Below are 22,169 nucleotides of genomic sequence, written 5' to 3' on the forward strand. Positions count from 1 at the left end.
TCAGTCCCGGGCGAAGCTTCGGTAGAACGCGTCCAGTTCGCGCACCTTGTGCTCGACCCGCATCGACGCCAGCGCGTAGTCCCGGCGCGGCGCGCGCGCCGTGCCGGCCTGACGGAGCGCGTCGGCCATGGCGCCCACGTCGCCAGCGGCGACCAGCGGGGTGCCGATTAGCCCGGCGAGGTGGCGCGCGCCGCCGGTGGCGGTCGCGACCACGGGCAGCCGCGCCTGCATCGCCTCCAGCATCACCAGGCCGAAGGGCTCCTCGCGCGACGGACTGACGAAGCAGTCGAACGCGGCCAGCCAGTCCTCGGGCGTTTCGACGAAGCCCGGCAGGGCCACGCCGGTGCCGGCGCGCGCGCGCAGCGCCTCCAGCTCGCGGCCGCCGCCCACGATCGCCAGGCGCGCGCCGGGCACGGCGGCGGTCGCGAACGCCTCGAGCAGGACGTCCATGCCCTTGCTGGATTCCATCCGGCCCAGCGCGCCGAACAGATACTCGTCCGGGCCGACGCCGATCGCGCGGCGGATGCGCTCACGCGCCCCGGGCGCGGCATCGCGCGGCAGCACCCAGTTGTCGATCTGCACCGAGCGCGCGCGCAGCGGCGCGGGGATGCCGGGCAACTGCCACGGGGCGATCGCGACCAACCCGTCCAGGTGCGCGTGCTGTTCCGGGACGTAGTCGATATGCAGCGTCGCCAGGCGCGGGATCCCGCGCACGCCGCGCAGCGCGCGCGAGGCCGAACCCAGGTGCGCATGGGCGATGTCCGGCCGCAGCCGGCGCACCAGGGCGCGCGCATGCACGATCGCCGGCCAGCGGTCCACCAGGTCGTGTGTCAGCACCACCTCCACCCGCGGGTCGACGCGGTGCGCGATCGCGTCGGCGCGCGCCTGCGCCGCCTTGCGCCGGAGGATGAGCGTGACCCGATGCCCCATCGCCGCCTGCGCCGCGGTGAGCTCGAGCACGTGCCGTTCGGTGCCCGCGAAACGTTTCGTCAACAGCAGGTGGGCGATGTGCATGCATCGGCGGGCGCGGGCGGGACGGCCATTCTCCCGCATCGGCGCGGGCGGTCCACCGGCCCCGGGCGCGCGTTCAACCGCCGCTGGGGTACGCTGGCGCGCCCCGCCAGGACCCGCCGCCGATGCCGCACCTCCGCCCCCGCCGACGCCGCGCCCGCGCGAGGGCGGGCGCATGAGCGCACCCCCGCTCATCGTCCGCTGCGGCGCGTTCGGCGACATGGTGATGCTGACCACGCTGATGCGGGTGGTGTCGGCGCGCTACGGCAGTCCGGTCGACGTGGTGAGCTCGGGCGGATGGACGCCGCCGGTGCTCCAGCGCGAACCGACGCTGGGCCACCTGCAGATGGTGACCAGCCGCAAGACGCCCTACCTGCTGTGCCCGAGCCAGTGGGCCCTGGTGCGCTGGCTGCGCGCGCGCGGCCGCGGCCCGGTCTACCTCGGCGACACCGACCCCGAGATGCGCGCCCTGCTCGCGCGCGGCGGCGTGCGCGAGGAGGACATCGTCGCCCGCGATCCCGCGGGCGAAGACGCGCCGGTCCTGTGGCCCGACCGCTGGCTGGCCATGGGCATGCGCGACCCGGTCGCGCGCTATCCGGTGCGCGACGTCGACCCCGTTCCGCTGCGTCTGCCGCGCCTGGTGGTGCGCGACGAGGAACGCGCCGAGGCGGCGGAATGGCTGTCCTCGCGCGGGCTCGCCGGACCGCTGGTGCTGCTGCAGCCGGGCAACAAGCGCACCCACAAGCGCGGACGCCTGCTGACCGCCGACCATCCCAAGCACTGGGATGCGGCGAACTGGGCGGCGCTGGCGCAGGCGGTACTGGCCGACCTGCCCGACGCGCACGTGCTGCTGTGCGGCTCCCCGCCCGAGCACCCGCTGCTGGAGGACATCCATGCGGCGGCCGGGCGCCACCCACGCGTGCTCAACGCTGCCCGCGACCTGCCGATCCCGCGCCTGCTGGCGCTGCTGGAACGCGCGCACAGCATGGTCTCGGTGGACACCGGGCCGGCGCACGCGGCGGCCGCACTCGGCTGCCCGCTGGTGGTGCTGTTCGGCGCCGCGTCGCCGGACAAGTGGCGGCCGATCGGGCCGGGGCCGATCGCGGTCCTGGGCGGCACGCGCGGGCCCGCCAGCCGCGTCGCCGACCTGTCTCCGCCGGAGGTGATCGCCGCCTGGCGCAGCCTGCCCGCACGCGAGGCGCCGGCGCGCGGCTGATCGGCTCAGCGCGACGCCGCTGCGCTGGACGCGAGGGGCCGGGCGTCGTCGTTCGCCGCCCGCTTGACGATGCCGTGTGGCGTCCAGACGCGGCGCTGCGCGCGGGTCTCGGCCCGGATGGCGAGATTGGCGCGGATCGACTCGTCGGTGCGATAGCCGCGCGCGTGGTCCAGGTGCACGCAGATCGCGCGGTGGCGGATCTGCCTGCCGCGCACGCCGGCGTTCTCCAGCCGCTCCCCGAGCTCGCGATCGGGCCCGCCGTACTTCATGCGCTCGTCGTAGCCGTTGACCGCGATCAGGTCCGACTTCCATGCCGACGAGTTGCAGTTGTTGAACGTGGCGCCCGCGGTGGTGATGGCATCGAGCATGCGCGCGGCCACCGGGCCGGCGCCCAGCTTGCGCCGGTTCGACCCGCTCAGACGGCCCGCCGCCGCCAGCCAGGCGGGATCGAAGCAGCGGCCGCTGGCGATGTCGTCGGCGTCGATGCGGGTGCTGGTGTCCATGTCGAGCTTGCAGTAGCCGCCGGACAGGAACCGTCCCGGTTCGGCCAGCCGTGCATGGGTGGCGACGAAATCGCGCCGCGGGATGCAGTCGCCGTCGGTGAACAGCACGTAGCCGTGCGTCGCCAGCGGGATGGCCCGGTTGAGGATCTCCTGGCGGCGGTAGCCCTGGTCCTCGTGCCAGACATGCCGCAGGGGCACCGGAAACGCCGCCGCGGTGCGCGCGACCAGGTCGGCCGTCGCCGGGCCGGATCCGTCGTCGGCCACGATCACTTCGAACGCAGGATGGGTCTGCAGGGCGTACCCGGCGAGCACCTTCTCCAGCCAGGCCTCGGCGTTGTAGGTACTGACGATCACCGTGATGGGCAGCATGCGGGCCTCGGGCGGGCACGGTTGCAACGGGACCGGCGGCGCCGGCGTCGCGCGCATGGTCGTGCGGGACGGATTGCGTCCGTGTGACGACGGCTGCGACCGGCCGTGACGACTCCCGACCCGGCGTTCCGGCGGCTTAGCCGGGCGCGTGCCCGAGCGCGGCGTAGAAGAACCCGTCCATCCCCTGTTCGCCCGGCAGCCGCTGGCGGCCGTGGCCGGTGTCGCGACCGAACGTGTCGTCGAGGGGCAGCGCGACCGCGTCGGGCGTGCGCGCCAGGAAGCCGGCCACCTGGTCCTCGTTCTCCGCGGCGAGGATCGAGCAGGTGGCGTAGACCAGCCGCCCGCCGGGCGCGAGCAGGGGCCACAGTGCATCGAGCAGGCGCGCCTGCAGCGCGACCAGCGCGGCGACGTCGGACGGGCGGCGGTGCAGCAGCACGTCCGGCTGCCGGCGGACGATGCCGGTCGCCGAGCACGGCGCGTCGAGCAGGATCGCGACGAACGGCACGCCGTCCCACCAGGTCGCCGTCGCGGCGGCATCCGCGGCGCGCAGGTCCGCGTCCTGGCCCACGCCCAGGCGCGCATGGGTCTCGGCCACCCGCCGCAGGCGCCGGGGGTCGAGGTCGATCGCGGTCATCCGCAGCGAGGGATCGCGTTCGAGCAGGTGCGCGGACTTGCCGCCGGGCGCGGCGCAGGCGTCTAGCACGCGCGCGCCCGGCGTCGGCGACAGCACGTCGGCCACGCGCTGCGCGGCCGCGTCCTGCACCGACGCATCGCCCGCGGCGAACCCGGGCAAGGTGGCGGGCGCGACGGGCGCGTCGATGCGCAGCGCGTCGGGCAGTCCGTCGCAGGCCTGCGCGTCGACCCCGGCCTCGCGCAGCCGCGCCGCATAGCCGTCGACGCTCTCCCGCCGGCGGTTGACGCGCAGCCAGGTGGGCGCCTGCGCGGCGCCGGCGGCGAAGATCTCCGTGGCGGTCGCATCGCCCCAGTCGGCGCGCACCTGCGCGCGCAGCCACTCCGGCCACGCAGCATCGGGCGGAGCGGCCGGCAGTCCGTCGCGCTGGGCGCGGCGCAGCAGCGCGTTGACCAGGCCGGCCTGGTGCTGGCGTCCGCTGGCGCGCGCGGCTTCCACGGTCGCGGCGAGCGCGGCGTGCGCCGGCAGCGCGAGCGGATCGAGCTGGGCGAAGCCCGCGTACAGCAGGGCGCGCAGCGACGCGTCCCGGCGCGGCAGCGGCCGCGGCATCCACGCCGCGAGCGCGGCCTCGTAGCGCGGGCGATGGCGCAGCGCGGCGAAGCAGATCGCTTCGACCAGGGCGCGGTCGCGGGGATCGGACAGCCCGGGCAGCGCCGTCGCCAGCTCGGCCTTCAGCGAGCGTCCGCGATGCAGAACCGCGTCGAGCACGCCGGCCGCGCAGACGCGTACCGCGACGCCGGGCGGCAACGGGCCGGCCATGTCAGCTGCGTCCCGTGCGCAGGTCGCTGCGCGCGTTGAGGTAGTCGGCCGCGGTCACCACCTTGCCCCCCGCGCGCTGCAGCGCGCGGATCCGCAATGCGCCGTCGCCGCAGGCCACGTCGATGCCGTCGCGGCCGGCATGCAGCACGCTGCCCGGCACCATCGCGTGCGCCAGCGGCAGCGCGACCGCGCCGTGGACGCGCACGCGCTCGCCGGCGAGCTCGGCCTCGGCCACCGGCCACGGATCGAACGCGCGCACCTTGCGCGCCAGTTCGTCTGCCGGGCGTGACCAGTCCAGCCGGGCCTCGGCCTTGTCGAGCTTGCGGGCGTAGGTGACGCCGGCCGCGGGTTGCGGCCGCGGCGCCGGACGCATGCCCACGCGCAGCAGCGCCAGGCCGTCGGCCAGCACCTGGGCGCCGAGGTCGGCCAGGCGCGCGTGCAGCTGGCCGCCGGTTTCCTGCGGGCCGATCGGGGTCGACTGCGACAGCAGCACCGGACCGGTGTCCAGGCCCTGCTCCATCTGCATCAGGCATACGCCGGTCTCGGCATCGCCGGCCTCGATCGCACGCTGGATCGGCGCCGCGCCGCGCCAGCGCGGCAACAGCGAGGCGTGCACGTTCCAGCAGCCCAGGACGGGCGTCGCCAGGATCCTGGGCGGCAGCAGCAGACCGTAGGCCACGACGATCATCAGGTCCGGCTGCAGCGCGAGCAGCGCGCGGCGCGCCTCGACCGTGCGCAGCGTCTGCGGTTGCAGCACCGGCAGCCCCAGCCGCTGCGCCTCCTGCTTCACCGGCGAGGCGGCCAGCCCGCGACCGCGTCCGGCGGGCCGGTCGGGCTGGGTGTAGACCGCGACCACCTCGCCGCGCGACGCGGCGACGCGCAGCGAGGGGACGGCGAATTCGGGGGTACCGGCGAAGACGAGGCGCATGGGAGGGGGTCGGTAGGCAAGCGGTGTGGGAGGGGCCGGGGCGCGCGCGCTTGCGCGGCGAGGTCCGGTCAGCGGCTGCGGATACGCCGGCGCCGCATCCGCAGGCCGTAGGCCCGCAGGTCGCGGAACGGGGCGTCGGCGAAGCGGCGCGTGCTGCGTGCCTAGTCCCGCCCCTTCCTCAGTTTGTCCAGCTTCTTGATCGCGCGGTCGCGCTTGAGCGCCGAGAGGTGATCGATGAACAGCTTGCCGTCGAGATGGTCGACCTCGTGCTGCACGCAGGTGGCGAGCAGGCCGTCGACGCGCAGCTCGAACGGCTTGCCGTGGCGGTCGAGCGCCTCGACCACGATGCCGTCGGGGCGGGTCACGTCGGCGAACACGCCCGGGATCGACAGGCAGCCCTCCTGGTGCAGGCGCAGGTCCACCGAGCGTTCGCGGATCACCGGGTTGATGAAGGCCAGCGGCTGCTCGCGTCCTTCGGTGACGTCGATCACCATGAAGCGCTGGTGGGTGTCGACCTGGGTCGCGGCCAGGCCGATGCCCGGCGCCTCGTACATCGTCTCGAACATGTCGTCGAGCAGGCGCTGGAACGCGGGGTCGTGCAGCTGGTCGACGTCCACCGGCCGGGCGACGGTGCGCAGCCGGGGATGGGGATACTCGAGGATCGGGAGCAGGGACATGGGCGCAAAGGGAGGCGGCGGTCACAACCGCGCGGAACGGCCTGTCATTGTAGCCCCGGGCGGCTTGCAACCGGTCGCCCCTTGTAGGCTATAGTGCCGGCGCTGCACGGGGAAATCTTCAAGGGGAGCAATTAGATGGCCCGCATGCTTGAGCGCCTTTCTCAGGGGCTTCGTACGACGTGCGTCGTCGCATTGATGACGGTGGCCACCTACGCCACCGCCCAGACCATGCGTGGCGACCATCCCGACACCTATGTCGTGCAGCGCGGGGATACGCTGTGGGACATCGCCGGCAAGTTCCTGCAGCGTCCATGGCTGTGGCCGGAAATCTGGCAGGCCAACCCGCAGATCAGCAATCCGCACCTGATCTACCCGGGCGACGTCATCAGCCTGGCCTACCTCAACCGCGTGACCGCCACGCCGGGCCCGCGCGAGGACGTCCGGCCGATCGACGCGATCCCGCTGTCGGACATCGAGGCCTTCCTCAAGGACCTGCGCGTGGTCGACCAGTTCGAGCACCTGCCCTACGTGGTCGGCCTCGAGGAAGACCGCCTGCGCACCACCCAGGGCCAGGTCGCCTACATCCGCGGCCTGCCCGAGGCGACCGCCGGCCAGCGCTACGCCGTCGTCCGGCCCACGGTGCGCTACACGCACCTGGACCGCAGCGGCCTGTGCTGTGACCTGTTCCACAAGGACGACCTCGACTTCCGCGGCAAGCGCACCGTCGACTTCCAGCAGTACTGGACCAACGTGGTCACGCCCGACAAGGGCCAGGAACTGCTGGGCTACGAACTGCAGCGCGTGAACGTGGGCACGATCACCCGCGGCGAAGTGGGCGGCATCCAGGCCAGCACCCTGCTGATCGACGAGACCGGGCGCGAGGTGCGCATCGGCGACCGCCTGATCCCGATCGACGCCCAGCCCTACGACCTGCAGTTCTTCCCGCACCCGCCGGCGCAGCAGCTCGAATACGGCCGCGCGCGCGTGCTGGCGGTGGCCGACACGCTGTCCCACGGCGGCCCGCGCGACGTGGTGGTGCTGTCGGTCGGCGCCCGCGAGGGCGTGGACAACGGCACCGTGTTCTCGATCTGGCGCGAGGGCACCAACACCGTCGACCGCGTCGAGAAGGGCCCCGACCGCGATGCAGACACCGTGTTCTACGAGAACAAGGTGCGCCTGCCCGACGAGTTCGCCGGCCACGTGATGGTGTTCCGCACCTTCGACAAGGTCAGCTACGGCCTGGTGATGAGCAGCGTCAAGCCGACCCGCATCGGCCACCACCTCAAGCACCCCGACGCGCCTTACTGAGCGGCGCACCGCGCCACGGCGCGGGGTTTTCCGACACGATCCGACGACGGCGCCCGAGGGCGCCGTCGTCGTCTGCGCGCCATGCTGGGCGGCATGACCGAAGACGATCTCGCGCTCCTGCGGCTGGTGGCTGCCGGAGGCCGCTCAGGACCGCGCCGCCGCCTGCTCGACGCCTGCGGCGGCCCGGCTTCCGCGCTGGCCGCCGGCCCGCCGGCGTGGCGCGAGGCGGGCCTGTCGGCGCTCCAGGTCCAGGCGCTGCGCACGGCCGCACCTCCCGCACATGCCTGCGACTGGCTGGCACAGCGGCGCCGACGCCTGCTCGGCTGGCACGACCCGGACTACCCGGCCCTGCTGCGGCGCATCGCCAGCCCGCCGCTGGCGCTGTTCGTGGCCGGCGACGTGGACCTGCTCTGGCATCCCTGCGTGGCGATCGTGGGCACGCGCGCGCCGACCGCCGGCGGGCGCGAGCACGCGCGCGGGTTCACGCACGCCCTGGTGCGCGCGGGGCTGGGGATCTGCAGCGGGCTGGCCGCGGGCATCGACACCGTCGCGCACACAGGCGCCCTCGCCGCCGGCGGCGCGACCGTGGCGGTGCTGGGCTGCGGGATCGACCAGCCCTACCCGGCCGCGAACGCCGGGCTGCTGGACGAGATCGCCGCACAGGGCGCGGTGGTCAGCGAGCACCTGCCCGGCACCCGCGCCCGCCGCGAGCACTTCCCCGCGCGCAACCGGATCATCGCCGGGCTGTCCCTCGGCACCCTGGTGGTGGAAGCGGCGCAGCGCTCGGGCGCCCTGATCACCGCGCGGCTGGCGGCCGACGCCGGGCGCGAGGTGTTCGCGCTGCCCGGCTCGATCCGCAACCCGATGGCCCGCGGCTGCCACCGCCTGATCCGCGACGGCGCGACCCTCATCGAGGCGCCCGGCGAGATCGTCGCCGCCCTGGCCCCGGTGGCGCAGGCGCTGGCCGACGCCTTGCGTAGCCGCTTGGCGGCCCCCATCGAGAGGGTCGAAGGCGTCGTCGCGGACGTCGCCGACACACCGTTGCCTGACGATCCCGACTACCAGCGCTTGTGGTCGGCGATCGGCCACGACCCAAGCCCTATGGATCAGCTGCTCGAACGATCCGGATTGACGACCGCGGTGGCCTCGTCCATGCTCCTGCTCATGGAGCTGGATGGCCGGGTCGTGCAGGCGCACGGCCGGTATTCCCGAAAGTCCTGACTCACCGCGCCCCCGGGCGCAGGCCGGGGGAAATGAAAGAAAGCATCCTGGACGTCCTGCTCTACCTGTTCGAACACTACTTCACCGAAGACGCGGACCTGGTCCGCGACCGCGACTCCCTCCAGGCCGGCCTGCTCCAGGCCGGGTTCAGCCCGGCGGAAATCAGCAAGGCCTTCGACTGGCTCGACGCCCTCGCCGAGCAGCGGCCGGCGGCCGGCCGGCCGCGTGCCGACGGCCCGACCCGCGTCTACTTCGGCCCCGAACTGGACAAGCTCGACGTCGAGTGCCGCGGCTTCCTCCTGTTCCTGGAGCAGCACGGCGTGCTCGACGGCGACCAGCGGGAACTGGTGCTCGACCGGGCGATGGCGCTGGACCAGGACGAACTGGACCTGGACGACCTCAAGTGGGTGGTCCTGATGGTGCTGTTCAACCAGCCCGGCAGCGAGGCTGCCTACGCCTGGATGGAGACCCAGATGTTCGCGGACGAGCCCGAGCCGGTGCACTAGCCGGCCGCGGCCGCTCCCGCCCGGACGTCCGTCCGGGCCCGTGCCGGCGGCGTCCGGCGGGTTCTCCATCCACGTCCGCACGGGACCGCACGCGTGACCTCCTCCGCCCCGGGCGCGGCTCCACCGCCGCTGCCCCCCAGATCCCGCCCACCCGCGCGCCCAACCGGCCGCTCGCGCAGGCGCGGCTGCCTGATCGCGCTGGTGGTCGCGGCCGGCCTGACCGTGCCGCTGGTCGGGATCGTGGCCGCGATCGCGATCCCGGCCTACCAGGACTACCTCGCGCGCAGCCGGGTCGCGCAGACGCTCGCCGCCACCGCGGCGCTGCAGCCGGCCGTGGTGGCCTTCGTCGAGGCGCAGGGCCGCTGCCCGGGCAATGGCGATCCGGGGTTCGAGCCGGCCGAGGCCTATGCAGGACCGGGGGTCGCCGCGATCGTGTTCGGCGAGAGCGACGCCCGGGTCTGCGCGATCGAACTGCTGCTGCAGGACGATCGCCACGAGGAGGTCGACGGCCACCGGCTGTGGCTCGAATACGATGTCGCGGGGGGCGACTGGCGCTGCAGCGCCGAGGTCGAGGCCCGCTACCTGCCCGCGCCCTGTCGCGGCTGATCCGCGCCGCGGGGAGCGGCGCCCACTACTGCAGCAAGCAAGGGGGAGACACGATGTCAATGTGGTACTACGCCGATCGCGAGCATGCCCGACAGGGCCCGGTGGAGCCGGCCGAACTGGTGCGCCTGCGCCTGCAGGGACGGCTGGACTGGGACAGCCTGGTCTGGCGGGAGGGCATGGCCGAATGGCAGCCGATGCGGGACTTCGCGGGCGAACTGGCGCAGGCCGACGACCACGGCATGGGGACCGCATCGGCTCCGCCCGCCGCGCCGGCCGGGGCCGGCGCGCCGAACGCCGACCGGGCAGCCACCGACGAAGGGGTGCTCGCGGGTTGGGCGCCCGCCGCCGAAACCGCCGAGCCCGCGTCGCCCTATGCGCCCCCGCGCGCCCCGGTATCCGCCGACCCGGCCGTGATCGCGGGGGGCGAGGTGGTGCAGGCCGGGTTCTGGAAGCGCTTCGCGGCCATGGTGATCGACGGCCTGGTGACGGCGGCCGCCTCCTGGGCCGTGCAGATCCCGCTGTTCCTGCTCGCCGGGGCCGGGGCCGGCAGCCAGCTGCTGTCGACGGGCGGGTCGCTCGGGATCCTCATGGCGTCCTACGGCATCGGCTTCGTGATCCCGCTGTTCTATTTCGCCTGGATGCATTCCTCGTCCAGCCAGGCCTCGCTGGGCAAGCTGGCGGTGGGGATCAAGGTCGCCGGCGGATCGGGCGAGCGGATCAGCTTCGCCCGCGCACTCGGACGCTACGCGGCCTACTTCCTGACCGTGGTGTTCAGTTTCGGCCTGGGGGCGCTGGTGTCGGCGCTGACGGTCGGCCTGGGCCAGCGCAAGCAGGCCCTGCACGACATGATGTGCGACACCCTGGTGGTCGACCGCTGGGCCTTCACCGACCGCCCGGACCTGCAGCGGCGCGAGCTCGGGGTGGTGACCTGGGTGGTGCTGGTGATCGGCCTGGGGCTGCTGGGACTGATGCTGATCGGAATCGTGGCGGCGATCGCAATTCCGGCCATGACCGGCTGACCGCCGGCGGCCGCCGCTGACGCGCTTGCTTGACACGGCTGCACGCGGCGTGATTCCACTATAAATAGCGCCGCACCTGAACGGCGCCGACCGAACGCCCGGGCCACTCCCGGGCGTCGTAGTCTTCGCATCCCCCCGAACGGCGTGGCCGGAAGCCGCGCCCGGAACCCTATCCCCGATGGCCAAGAACCTCCTCATCGTCGAGTCGCCCGCCAAGGCCAAGACGATCAACAAGTACCTCGGCAAGGACTTCCAGGTCCTGGCCTCGTATGGCCACGTCCGCGACCTGGTGCCCAAGGAGGGCGCCGTCGACCCCGACAACGGCTTCGCGATGCGCTACGAGCTGATCGAGCGCAACGAGAAGCACGTCGAGGCGATCGCCAAGGCCGCGCGCGCGGCCGACGGCATCTGGCTGGCCACCGACCCGGACCGCGAGGGCGAGGCGATCAGCTGGCACATCGCCGAGATCCTGCGCGAACGCGGCCTGCTCGAAGGCAAGGCGCTGCAGCGGGTGGTGTTCACCGAGATCACGCCGCGCGCGATCAAGGAAGCGATGGGCCACCCGCGCCACATCGCGGGCGAGCTGGTCGACGCCCAGCAGGCGCGCCGCGCGCTGGACTACCTGGTCGGCTTCAACCTCTCGCCGGTGCTGTGGCGCAAGATCAAGGCGGGCCTGTCCGCCGGACGCGTGCAGTCCCCGGCGCTGCGCATGATCGTCGAGCGCGAAGAGGAGATCGAGGCGTTCAAGGCGCGCGAGTACTGGACCATCGAGGCCGAGTGCGCGCATCCCTCCCAGGCCTTCGGCGCCAAGCTGGTCAAGCTCGACGGGCAGAAGTTCGAGCAGTTCACCATCACCGACGGCGAGACCGCCGAGGACGCGCGCTCGCGCATCGCCGCCGCGGCGCAGGGCGCGCTGCACGTCACCGACGTGGCCAGCAAGGAGCGCAAGCGCCGGCCGTCGCCGCCGTTCACCACCTCGACCCTGCAGCAGGAGGCCGCGCGCAAGCTCGGCTTCACCACGCGCCGGACCATGCAGGTCGCGCAGAAGCTGTACGAGGGCGTGGCGATCGGCGAGGAAGGCACGGTCGGCCTGATCACCTACATGCGTACCGACTCGGTGAACCTGTCGCAGGACGCGCTGGGCGAGATCCGCGACGTGATCGCACGCGATTTCGGCACGTCGTCCGTGCCGGACAAGCCCAACGTCTACCAGACCAAGTCCAAGAACGCGCAGGAAGCGCACGAGGCGGTGCGCCCGACCTCGGCGCTGCGCACGCCGGCGCAGGTGGCGCGGTTCCTCTCCGACGACGAGCGCCGGCTGTACGAGCTGGTGTGGAAGCGCGCGGTCGCCTCGCAGATGATCCCGGCCACGCTCAACACCGTGACCGTGGACCTGGCCGCGGGGTCCGATCACGGGTTCCGCGCCTCCGGTACCACGGTGGTGGTTCCGGGCTTCCTGGCGGTGTACGAGGAAGGCAAGGACAGCAAGGGCAAGGAGGACGAGGACGAGGGCCGCAAGCTGCCGGCGATGAAGCTCGGCGACCGCATCCCGCTCGACCGCATCCACGCCGACCAGCACTTCACCCAGCCGCCGCCGCGCTTCACCGAGGCCTCGCTGGTGAAGGCGCTGGAGGAGTACGGCATCGGCCGCCCCTCCACCTACGCCTCGATCATCCAGACCCTCACCGGCAAGCAGTACGCGGTGCTGGAAGGACGCGCGTTCAAGCCCACCGACGTGGGCCGCGCGGTGTCCAAGTTCCTCAGCAACCACTTCACCAAGTACGTCGACTACGACTTCACCGCCAACCTCGAGGACGAGCTCGATGCGGTGAGCCGCGGCGAAGAGGAGTGGGTGCCGCTGATGGAGAAGTTCTGGGGCCCGTTCAAGGAACAGGTCGACGACAAGAAGGCCACGCTCGACAAGGCCGACGCGGGCAGCATCCGCGTACTGGGCGACGATCCCAGGAGCGGGCGTCCGGTCAGCGCGCGCATCGGCAGGTTCGGCCCGCTGGTGCAGATCGGCACCGTCGAGGACGAGGAGAAGCCGAAGTTCGCATCGCTGCGGCCGGGCCAGAGCATCTATTCGATCAGCCTGGACGAGGCACTGGAACTGTTCAAGCTGCCGCGCGTGCTCGGCCAGGACAAGGGCGAGGACGTGAGCGTGGGCATCGGCCGGTTCGGCCCGTTCGCGCGCCGCGGCAGCACCTACGCCTCGCTCACCAAGGAGGACGACCCCTACAAGATCGACCTGGCGCGGGCGGTGTTCCTGATCGAGGAGAAGGAGGAGATCGCGCGCAACCGCGTGATCAAGGAATTCCCCGGCAGCGACATCCAGGTGCTCAACGGCCGCTTTGGTCCGTACATCAGCGACGGCCGTCTCAACGGCAAGATCCCGAAGGATCGCGAGCCCGCGTCGCTGAGCCTGGACGAAGTGACGAAACTGCTGGAGGAGACCGGCAAGCCGGCGCGCCGCGGCTTCGGCGCGAAGAAGGCGGCGAAGAAGACGGCCACGAAGAAGGCACCCGCGGCCAAGGCGCCGACGAAGAAGGCGGCGACGAAGAAGACCGCGAAGAAGGCCGCGACGAAATCCGCGGCGAAGAAGGCCCCGGGCAAGGGCGCGCGCCCGCTGTCGGCCGATCTCGAGCCGGCGCGGCCGCTGGTGACCGCCGCGCGCTTCGAGCCGGGCAAGAAGCGGGTGATCAAGAAGTCCGACAGCGCGCCGTTCTGAGGCGCGCGGCCGCGTCGCGGCGCCGGTGACGACGAGGTCGCCGGCCATGCAGGGGCGCGTCTCCTCCGCCGCCGGGGACGCGTCCTTCCAAAGGCTGCTGACGAGCATCGGCGCCGGTGCCGGTGCCGGTGCCGGTGCCGGTGCCGCTGCCGCTGCCGCTGCCGCTGCCGCATTCCAGCGTATGCGCAGTGCGCGCAGTCGATCAGGTCGACCGGTCGCCAGGCCGCCGATCGGATCGTCGCTGGCGTCGGCTGCAGCGGGCGTGCACGCCGCGCCGCACACTCCCCGGTCGATCCGACGTTCGCTAAGCTGGCCCGATGCACGAGCCCACGACCGCGGACATCGACCAGGCCGTCGCCCTCCTGCGCGGCGGCGGCATCCTCGCCTATCCCACCGAAGGCGTCTGGGGCCTGGGCTGCGACCCGTTCGATGAAACCGCGGTCCTGCGTCTGCTGGCATTGAAACAGCGCACCGTCGACAAGGGCCTGATCCTGGTCGCGGCCGCCCCCGACCAGCTGGAGGGGCTGGTCGACTGGTCGACGCTGCCGGCGCCCCGGCGGGCCGACGTGCTGGCCAGCTGGCCCGGACCGAATACCTGGATCCTGCCGGTGACCCCGCGCGTGCCGCAGTGGATCCGGGGCGCTCACGACGGCGTCGCGGTCCGGGTCAGCGCGCATCCCGGCGTCGTCGCGCTGTGCGCCGGCTTTGGCGCCCCGCTGGTCTCGACCAGCGCCAACGTCGCCGGCGATCCGGCTCCCACCTCGCGCGCCGAGCTCGCCCCGGCGATTGCCGCCGGCGTCGACCTGACCGTTGCCGGGGAAACCTCCGGGCGGGGCATCCCGAGCACCGTGCGCGATGCGCGAACAGGTCGCCAACTCCGCTGAAAACACCCGGTTTTCGGCGGGTTTTGCTTTCAACGGCAACTAACCGGAAGGCGCCGTTGCCGCGTCGCACAATTTGTGATCTAGTCGACCCGTGGATGCGCCGCCGGGTGCTGTGTCACGACGCCCCGGCTCCGATTCCCACGCCACCTGCCACCTGACCCAACGACGACGACGACGATGCGGGCACTCCCGGATCGGGGGCTCCACGACCCCCGCGATGAACACGACAGCTGCGGTTTCGGCCTGATCGCCAGGATCGAGGGCGACCCGGAGCGGGCGATCGTGGACATCGCGCTCGAAGCCCTGTCGCGCATGGCGCATCGTGGCGGGGTGAACGCCGACGGGCTGTCGGGCGACGGCTGCGGCGTGCTGATCCACGGCGCCGAGGGCTTCGTGCGCACGTTGGCGCACGCGTCGGGCTTCCCGCTGCACGCCGGCCCGGTGGCCGCCGGCATGGTGTTCCTGCCGCACGATGCGGCGCACGCGACGCGCTGCCGCGACGAACTCGGCCGCCAGCTCGCGCAGGTGGGCGTGCGCGTCGCCGGCTGGCGCGAAGTGCCGCTGGACCTGGACGCCTGCGGCAAGCTGGCGCGCTCCTCGGTGCCGCGGATCGAGCAGGTGTTCGTCGAGAGCGACGAGACCGCGACCGACGCGCTCGAGCGCGCGCTGTTCCTGGCCCGCCGCCGCAGCGAGGAAGCGCTGCGCGAGGTCGAGGACTTCTACGTCGTCGGGCTGTCGCCGCGCCTGCTCGGCTACAAGGGCATGGTGCTGCCGAGCCACCTGCGTCAGCTGTTCCCCGACCTGTCGCACCCGGCGCTGGCCGCGCGCGCGGTGGTGTTCCACCAGCGCTTCTCGACCAACACCCTGCCGCGCTGGCCGCTGGCGCATCCGTTCCGGCGCCTGGCGCACAACGGCGAGATCAACAGCATCGAGGGCAACCGCCGCTGGGCGCAGGCGCGCAAGCGCGTGTGGCGCTCGCCGGTGCTGGACGTGTCGGAGTTCGAATCCACCGTGACCATGCACGGCTCGGACTCGCAGTCGCTCGACAACATGCTCGAATGGCTGCTGCTCGGCGGCATGGACCTGCTGCAGGCGATGCGGATCCTGATCCCGCCGGCGACCCAGTCGCTGGAATACAAGGACACCGACCTCGCCGCGTTCTACGAGTACTACTCGATCAATTCCGAGCCGTGGGACGGCCCGGCCGGCGTGGTGATGTGCGACGGCCGCTTCGCCGCCTGCACGCTCGACCGCAACGGCCTGCGCCCGGCCCGCTGGACGCTGTCGAAGGACGGCGTGTTCGTGATCGCCTCCGAGGCCGGCGTGTGGGACCTGGCGCCGGAGGACGTGGTCGCCAAGGGCAAGCTCGGGCCGGGCGAGATGATCGCGATCGATCTCGAGGCCGGACGCCTGCTCGACAACGACGCCATCGACGACGTCAACCGCGCCCGCGCGCCGTACAAGCAGTGGCTCAAGCGCGGCATGAGCTGGCTGCACACCGAACTGATCGACCCGGCGCTGACCGATGCGCCGTTCACGCCCGAGACCCTGCTCGCGTTCCAGAAGCTGTTCCAGCTCTCGCGCGAGGAGCAGGAGGCGGTGCTGCGCCCGCTGGCCGAGACCGAGCAGGAAGGCATCGGCTCGATGGGCGACGACGTGCCGATGGCCGCCATCAGCCAGCGCGTGCGCCCGCTGTACGACTGCTTCCGCCAGGCCTTCGCCCAGGTCACCAACCCGCCGATCGACCCGATCCGCGAGGACTGCGTGATGACGCTCTCCACCCAGATCGGGCGCGAGGGCAACCTGTTCCTGGACCAGGCGGAGAACGTCCACCACGTGATGCTCAACTCGCCGGTGCTGTCGCAGCGCAAGCTGCACCAGCTGCTGGCGCTGCCGCGCTTCGCCGCCGCGCACCGCTACATCGACCTGTACTTCGACCAGCGCACCTCGCTGCGCACCGCCCTCGACCGGCTGTGCGCCGAGGCCGAGGCCGCGGTGCGCGACGGCGTCGAGCTGCTGATCCTGAGCGACCGCCGCCCGCGCCGCGGCCACGCCGCCGTGCACGCGCTGCTGGCCACCGGCGCGGTGCACCTGCACCTGGTGCGCAAGGGCCTGCGCTGCGACGCCAACCTGATCGTCGAGACCGGCACCGCGCGCGATCCGCACCACTTCGCCTGCCTGATCGGCTTCGGCGCGACGGCCGTGTATCCGTTCCTGGCCTACCAGACCCTGGCCGCGCTCGCGCGCCGCGGCCTGCTCGGCGGCAAGACCAGCAACGAGCCGCTGCAGGTGGGCCGCAGCTACCGCCGCGGGATCAAGAAGGGCCTGCTCAAGATCCTGTCGAAGATGGGCATCGGCAGCATCGCCAGCTACCGCGGCGCGCAGCTGTTCGAGATCGTGGGGCTGGACGAGGACGTGGTGTCGCTGTGCTTCGAGGGCACGCCCTCGCGCATCCGCGGCGCCGGCTTCGCGCGCCTGGAGCGCGACGCCTGGACGCTCGCCGAACACGGCTGGGACGACACCGCCCTGCCCGAGCCGGGCGGCCTGATGCGCTACGTCCACGGCGGCGAGTACCACCAGTACAACCCCGACGTGGTGACCAGCCTGCAGCGCGCGGTGCTGACCGGCGACCGCGCGGACTGGAAGGTCTACGCCGACCACGTCGACACCCGGCCGCCGGCGGCGCTGCGCGACCTGCTTCGGCCCAGGGCCCTGGGCGCGCCGGTGCCGATCGACGAGGTCGAGCCGGTATCGTCGATCGTGCGCCGCTTCGATTCGGCCGCGATGAGCCTGGGCGCGCTCTCGCCCGAGGCGCACGAGGCGCTCGCGATCGCCATGAACCGTCTGGGCGGGCGCAGCAATTCCGGCGAAGGCGGCGAGGATCCGGCCCGCTACGGCACCGACAAGCGCAGCAAGATCAAGCAGATCGCCTCGGGCCGTTTCGGCGTCACGCCCGAATACCTGATCAATGCCGAGGTGCTGCAGATCAAGGTCGCGCAGGGCGCCAAGCCCGGCGAAGGCGGCCAGCTGCCCGGCAGCAAGGTCAATCCGCTGATCGCGCGGCTGCGCTACGCCAAGCCCGGCATCGGACTGATCTCGCCGCCGCCGCACCACGACATCTATTCGATCGAGGATCTCGCCCAGCTGATCTTCGACCTGCGCCAGATCAATCCCGAGGCGCTGATCTCGGTCAAGCTGGTCGCGCATGCCGGCGTGGGCACGATCGCCGCGGGCGTGGTCAAGGCCGGCGCGGACCTGATCACGATCTCCGGCCACGACGGCGGCACCGGCGCCAGCCCGCTGGGTTCGATCCGCTATGCCGGCGCGCCGTGGGAACTAGGCCTGTCGGAGGCGCGCCAGGCGCTGCAGGCCAACGAGCTGCGCGAACGCGTGCTGCTGCAGACCGACGGCGGCCTGAAGACCGGGCTGGACGTGGTCAAGGCGGCGATGCTGGGCGCCGACAGCTTCGGCTTCGGCACCGCGCCGATGATCGCGCTGGGCTGCAAGTACCTGCGCATCTGCCACCTCAACAACTGCGCCACCGGCGTGGCCACCCAGGACGAGCGCCTGCGTTCGGCGCACTTCACCGGCCTGCCCGAGCGGGTCGAGAACTTCTTCCGCAACATCGCCCAGGACGTGCGCGAGCTGCTGGCTTCGCTCGGCGCGCGCTCGCTGGACGAGATCGTCGGCCGCACCGAGCTGCTCGAGCAGCACCTGCGCCACACCCGCGAGGAGGTCGACATCGACCTGTCGCGGCTGCTGGCGCGCGACCCCGCGCAGGCGAGCGCGTACTGTGGCGCCCCGGCGCTGCAGGCGCCGCCCGGCGGGCTGGCGGCACGGCTGGAAGCGGACCTGGCGAGCGTGGTCGAACGCGCGGGCGGCGGCGAGTACGCCTACTCCGTCGCCAATACCGACCGCAGCATCGGCACCCGCCTGTCCGGGCTGATCGCACGCCACCACGGCAATACCGGCATGGCCGCGCGACCGCTGACGCTGCGCCTGACCGGCAGCGCCGGGCAGAGCTTCGGCGCCTTCAACGCCGGCGGCCTGCACCTGCTGCTGGAGGGCGAGGCCAACGACTACGTCGGCAAGGGCATGGCCGGCGGCTGCATCGTGCTCTCGCCACCGCGGGGCAGCGCGTTCGAGTCGCGCCACGCGCCGATCCTCGGCAACACCTGCCTGTACGGCGCCACCGGCGGCGAGCTGTACGCGGCCGGCCGCGCCGGCGAGCGCTTCGCGGTGCGCAACTCGGGCGCGGTCGCGGTGGTGGAAGGCGCGGGCGACCACTGCTGCGAGTACATGACCGGCGGCACCGTGGTCGTGCTCGGCCGCACCGGGCTGAACTTCGGCGCCGGCTTCACCGGCGGCCTGGCCTACGTGCTCGACCTGGATCGCGATTTCGTCGACCGCTACAACCACGAACTGATCGACATCGTGCGCATCTCGCCCGAAGGCTTCGACAACTACCGCCAGCACCTGACCGACCTGCTCGAGGCGCATGCGCGCCTGACCGACAGCGCGTGGAGCGCGCGCCTGGTCGACGAGTTCCGCGACTTCGTCGGCAAGTTCTGGCTGGTCAAGCCCAAGGCCGCGAGCCTGGAGGCGCTGGCCAACGAGCTGCGGAGGGCGGCATGATGGGTACGGCTTTCGCGCTCCGCGCCAAACCCCCCACGATTCGCTTCGCGAACCGCGGGCCCCGCTTCGCACACCCGATCCCCGCCCCTTCGGGGCGCCCCCTTACCAAGGGGGCTTTGCTGCGATCGCGTCGCCGGCAGGCGGAGGTACACGCGCCATGAGCAAGAAGCAGGTGTTCCAGTTCCTCGACGTGCCGCGCGAGATGCCGCGCAAGGTGCCGCTGCAGCTGCGCACCGACGGCGACTGGAACGAGCTGTACGGCAAGTTCGGCCAGCCGGAGGCCGCCTACCAGTCCGGCCGCTGCCTGGACTGCGGCAACCCGTACTGCGAGGCCAAGTGCCCGGTGCACAACTACATCCCCAACTGGCTGCAGCTGGTGGAGGAAGGCCGCATCCTCGAGGCCGCGGCGCTGTGCCACGAGACCAACCCGCTGCCGGAGATGTGCGGGCGCGTCTGTCCGCAGGATCGCCTCTGCGAAGGCGCGTGCACGCTCAACGCGGGCTTCGGCGCGGTCACCATCGGCGCAGTCGAGAAGTACATCGTCGACACCGCGTTCGAGCAGGGCTGGCGCCCGGACCTGTCCAAGGTGGTGCCGACCGGGCGCCACGTCGCGATCGTCGGCGCCGGCCCCGCGGGGCTGGCCTGCGCCGACCGGCTGCTGCGCGCCGGCATCTCCGCCACCGTGTTCGACCGCTACGAGCAGATCGGCGGCCTGCTGCAGTTCGGCATCCCCAGCTTCAAGCTCGACAAGTCGGTGATCGCGACCCGGCGCGAGGTGCTCGAGGACATGGGCGTGCGCTTCCGGCTCGGGGTCGAGATCGGCCGCGACGTCGCCCTGGGCACGCTGCTCAACGACTACGACGCGGTGTTCCTCGGGCTGGGCGCCTACCGCTACACCGATGGCGGCCTCGCCGGTCAGGACCTGGGCGGCGTGCTGCCGGCGCTGCCGTTCCTGGTGCAGAACGGGCGCATCGTCACCGGGCGCGAGCCGCAGGGCCGGCCAATCGCCGGCTGGGAAGACCGGCTCGACCTGCCTGACCTGGCCGGCAAGCGCGTGGTCGTGCTCGGCGGCGGCGACACCGGCATGGACTGCGTGCGCTCGGCGGTGCGGCTGGGCGCGGCGAGCGTCACCTGCGCCTACCGCCGCGACGAGGCCAACATGCCCGGCTCGGCGCGCGAGGTCGCGAACGCGCGCGAGGAAGGCGTGCGCTTCCTGTTCAACCGCCAGCCGCTGGCGATCGAATCGGCCGACGGGCGCCGGGCCTCGGGCGTGCGCGTGGTCGAGACCCGGCTCGGCGAGCCCGATGCCAACGGCCGCCGCAGCGCGGTCGCCATCGCCGGCAGCGAGTCCGTGATCGAGGCCGACGTGGTGATCATCGCCTTCGGCTTCTCGCCGCGGCTGCCCGACTGGCTGGCCAATGCCGGCGTGCAGGCGCGCGAGAACGGCCGCATCATCGCCGGCGGCGGCGAGCGGCTGCCCTACCAGACCGCGCATCCGCGGCTGTTCGCCGGCGGCGACTGCGTGCGCGGCGCGGACCTGGTGGTGACGGCGGTGCAGGAGGGCCGCGACGCGGCGGTGGCGATCGCGCGCATGCTGCGTGCCACGGCCGGGGTGGAATCGGCGCTGGACGCGGCCTGAGCGGCGCGTTCCGTTGCCGCCGCCCGGGCCACGGGCTTGAATCCGTCCTGAGCAGAGTTTCATGCGGTTTGCCCCGTCGTGCCCGCGGCGGCAAGATGGGGCCATGCGTCCACCGACCGTCGCCTGCCTGCTGATCCTGCTGCCCGTCGCCGGCGCGTCGCGTGCCGCCGAGCCGGTGACCGTGTATCGCTGCACCGATGCGCAGGGCCACGTGACCCTCGGCGACGTGCCCTGCCCGCAGGGCTCCACCCAGCAGACGCTGGCGATGCAGCGGCCGGTCGACGCCCCCCCGCCACCCCCGCGTGCGGAACCGTCGCCACCCGCGGACGAGGCGCTGCCTGTGAAGCAGGTGGTGGTGGCCCACACCCCGCGCCCGATGTACGAGTGCACCACGCCCGACGGCGAGCGCTACACCAGCGACGATGGCGACGGCAATCCGCGCTGGGTGCCGCTGTGGACGCTGGGGTATCGCGGCAGCCATGGCCCCACGTCCGACGCCAGTCGCCGCGGTACGCGCGAAGCCGGCTCGGTCTGGAGTCGCGTCGGTGCGCCGCCGCCCGAGCGACGCGGGGATCTGGCCAGACCGCCGCGACCGCCTCATGGCACACGCACGTATGGGGCAGGCACGTGGATCCACGACACCTGCCACGCCCTGCCCCAGGGCGAGGTCTGCGCGCGGCTGGTCGATCGGCGTGAGGAGATCCGGCAGCGCTTCTTCAACGCCCAGGAAAGCGAACGCGACACGCTGCGGCGCGAGGAGCGGGGCATCAACGAACGTCTCGCCGCCGATTGCGGGAGGCGCTGATGGGCTGGCGCCTCCTCGCCGCGGGCGGCCTGGCCCTGCTGGTCGCCGTTGGCGCCGCGCCCGCCCAGGATGCGAACACGATCTACCGCTGCACGGCGGCCGACGGCGAGGTCACGATCCAGAACGGCACCCCCTGCCCGGCTGGCGCGCGCCAGGAGATCCGCCAGGTCGACGCCCTGCCTTCGCGTCCGCCACCGGCGGCGTCCGGCGGGCTGACCGTGGTCGAGGAGCCGGCGTACACGCCGCCGCCGCTGTCCGACTTCGTGCAGGTCGCCGGGCCGCAGGACGAACCGATCACCGGCCCGCCGCGTCCGGACCTGCCGCCCGCCGCGACGCTCGCCGCCGCCGACCGCCTGCCCCCGCCGCCGATCTACCGCTGCGAGACCTGGGACAACGACAGCTACGTCAGCGAGGATCCCGCGCCCAAGCCACGCTGCGTGCGCCTGGACACCGCCGGCGTCGGCGCCGCCTGCGAGAACAAGTACGACATGTGCGCGCGCATCGGCGATCGGGACGCCTGCGGCGGCTGGAAGCAGCGCCAGCGCGAGATCGAATCCGGCTGGCGCCACGCGCGCGGGCCGGACAAGCCGGCGCTGCAGGACGAATTCGCGCGGGTCACGAAGATCCTGACCGATTCCACCTGCGCGCTGCCGCCCTGAGCGCG

At 72.7% G+C, this 22,169-nt stretch carries 17 protein-coding genes; 12 read left to right on the plus strand and 5 right to left on the minus strand.

Annotated features, from left to right (window positions below; genetic code table 11):
- Nucleotides 1-1,014 carry a glycosyltransferase gene (locus tag QFW80_RS08685; RefSeq protein WP_280601304.1) on the minus strand — a complete coding sequence of 338 codons (1,014 nt, stop codon included), beginning with the start codon at nucleotides 1,012-1,014 and terminating at the stop codon, nucleotides 1-3.
- 172 nt (nucleotides 1,015-1,186) lie between these two features.
- Between QFW80_RS08685 and QFW80_RS08690 the strand changes: the two genes are divergently transcribed.
- A complete protein-coding gene (locus QFW80_RS08690; RefSeq protein ID WP_280601305.1) occupies nucleotides 1,187-2,227 on the plus strand; it encodes a glycosyltransferase family 9 protein in 1,041 nt (346 codons plus the stop codon).
- Nucleotides 2,228-2,232: 5 nt separating this feature from the next.
- Here QFW80_RS08690 and QFW80_RS08695 read toward each other — a convergent pair whose 3' ends face one another.
- The 4 genes from QFW80_RS08695 to def all read right to left on the minus strand — a co-directional run bounded on the left by QFW80_RS08695 (nucleotide 2,233) and on the right by def (nucleotide 6,154).
- Nucleotides 2,233-3,099, minus strand: a complete 867-nt coding sequence (locus QFW80_RS08695; RefSeq protein ID WP_280601307.1) for a glycosyltransferase family 2 protein — start codon at nucleotides 3,097-3,099, stop codon at nucleotides 2,233-2,235.
- Nucleotides 3,100-3,235: 136 nt separating this feature from the next.
- Nucleotides 3,236-4,549 carry a 16S rRNA (cytosine(967)-C(5))-methyltransferase RsmB gene (rsmB, locus tag QFW80_RS08700; RefSeq protein WP_280601308.1) on the minus strand — a complete coding sequence of 438 codons (1,314 nt, stop codon included), beginning with the start codon at nucleotides 4,547-4,549 and terminating at the stop codon, nucleotides 3,236-3,238.
- Between the two features lies 1 nt (nucleotide 4,550).
- Nucleotides 4,551-5,477, minus strand: coding sequence for a methionyl-tRNA formyltransferase (gene fmt / locus QFW80_RS08705; RefSeq protein WP_280601310.1), 927 nt, complete (start codon nucleotides 5,475-5,477; stop codon nucleotides 4,551-4,553).
- A gap of 161 nt (nucleotides 5,478-5,638) precedes the next feature.
- Nucleotides 5,639-6,154, minus strand: a complete 516-nt coding sequence (gene def / locus QFW80_RS08710; protein ID WP_280601312.1) for a peptide deformylase — start codon at nucleotides 6,152-6,154, stop codon at nucleotides 5,639-5,641.
- 144 nt (nucleotides 6,155-6,298) lie between these two features.
- Between def and QFW80_RS08715 the strand changes: the two genes are divergently transcribed.
- The 11 genes from QFW80_RS08715 to QFW80_RS08765 all read left to right on the plus strand — a co-directional run bounded on the left by QFW80_RS08715 (nucleotide 6,299) and on the right by QFW80_RS08765 (nucleotide 22,164).
- Nucleotides 6,299-7,462, plus strand: coding sequence for a LysM peptidoglycan-binding domain-containing protein (locus QFW80_RS08715; protein WP_280601392.1), 1,164 nt, complete (start codon nucleotides 6,299-6,301; stop codon nucleotides 7,460-7,462).
- Between the two features lie 93 nt (nucleotides 7,463-7,555).
- Nucleotides 7,556-8,683 carry a DNA-processing protein DprA gene (gene dprA / locus QFW80_RS08720; protein ID WP_280601314.1) on the plus strand — a complete coding sequence of 376 codons (1,128 nt, stop codon included), beginning with the start codon at nucleotides 7,556-7,558 and terminating at the stop codon, nucleotides 8,681-8,683.
- Nucleotides 8,684-8,715: 32 nt separating this feature from the next.
- Nucleotides 8,716-9,189, plus strand: coding sequence for a DUF494 family protein (locus QFW80_RS08725; protein WP_280601315.1), 474 nt, complete (start codon nucleotides 8,716-8,718; stop codon nucleotides 9,187-9,189).
- Nucleotides 9,190-9,390: 201 nt separating this feature from the next.
- Nucleotides 9,391-9,795: a pilin gene (locus tag QFW80_RS08730; RefSeq protein WP_280601316.1), complete on the plus strand. Its 405-nt coding sequence runs from the start codon at nucleotides 9,391-9,393 to the stop codon at nucleotides 9,793-9,795.
- 53 nt (nucleotides 9,796-9,848) lie between these two features.
- Nucleotides 9,849-10,814 carry an RDD family protein gene (locus QFW80_RS08735; protein WP_280601318.1) on the plus strand — a complete coding sequence of 322 codons (966 nt, stop codon included), beginning with the start codon at nucleotides 9,849-9,851 and terminating at the stop codon, nucleotides 10,812-10,814.
- Between the two features lie 178 nt (nucleotides 10,815-10,992).
- A complete protein-coding gene (locus QFW80_RS08740) occupies nucleotides 10,993-13,542 on the plus strand; it encodes a DNA topoisomerase I (RefSeq protein WP_280601320.1) in 2,550 nt (849 codons plus the stop codon).
- A 317-nt stretch (nucleotides 13,543-13,859) separates the two neighbouring features.
- Nucleotides 13,860-14,426, plus strand: a complete 567-nt coding sequence (gene tsaC, locus QFW80_RS08745) for an L-threonylcarbamoyladenylate synthase type 1 TsaC (protein WP_280601322.1) — start codon at nucleotides 13,860-13,862, stop codon at nucleotides 14,424-14,426.
- Between the two features lie 177 nt (nucleotides 14,427-14,603).
- Nucleotides 14,604-19,061 carry a glutamate synthase large subunit gene (gene gltB, locus QFW80_RS08750; RefSeq protein WP_280601323.1) on the plus strand — a complete coding sequence of 1,486 codons (4,458 nt, stop codon included), beginning with the start codon at nucleotides 14,604-14,606 and terminating at the stop codon, nucleotides 19,059-19,061.
- 157 nt (nucleotides 19,062-19,218) lie between these two features.
- Nucleotides 19,219-20,700, plus strand: a complete 1,482-nt coding sequence (locus tag QFW80_RS08755) for an FAD-dependent oxidoreductase (protein ID WP_280601324.1) — start codon at nucleotides 19,219-19,221, stop codon at nucleotides 20,698-20,700.
- Between the two features lie 103 nt (nucleotides 20,701-20,803).
- Nucleotides 20,804-21,505 (plus strand): DUF4124 domain-containing protein, encoded by a 702-nt coding sequence (locus QFW80_RS08760; protein WP_280601325.1) that lies wholly within the window; start codon nucleotides 20,804-20,806, stop codon nucleotides 21,503-21,505.
- On the plus strand, nucleotides 21,505-22,164 hold the full coding sequence (locus QFW80_RS08765; RefSeq protein WP_280601326.1) for a DUF4124 domain-containing protein: 660 nt from the start codon (nucleotides 21,505-21,507) through the stop codon (nucleotides 22,162-22,164). Before QFW80_RS08760 ends, QFW80_RS08765 begins: the two co-directional genes overlap by 1 nt.
- The last annotated feature ends 5 nt before the right edge of the window (nucleotides 22,165-22,169 follow it).

This window comes from Luteimonas rhizosphaericola (assembly GCF_029888045.1).
In the GTDB taxonomy this organism is placed as follows: domain Bacteria; phylum Pseudomonadota; class Gammaproteobacteria; order Xanthomonadales; family Xanthomonadaceae; genus Luteimonas; species Luteimonas rhizosphaericola.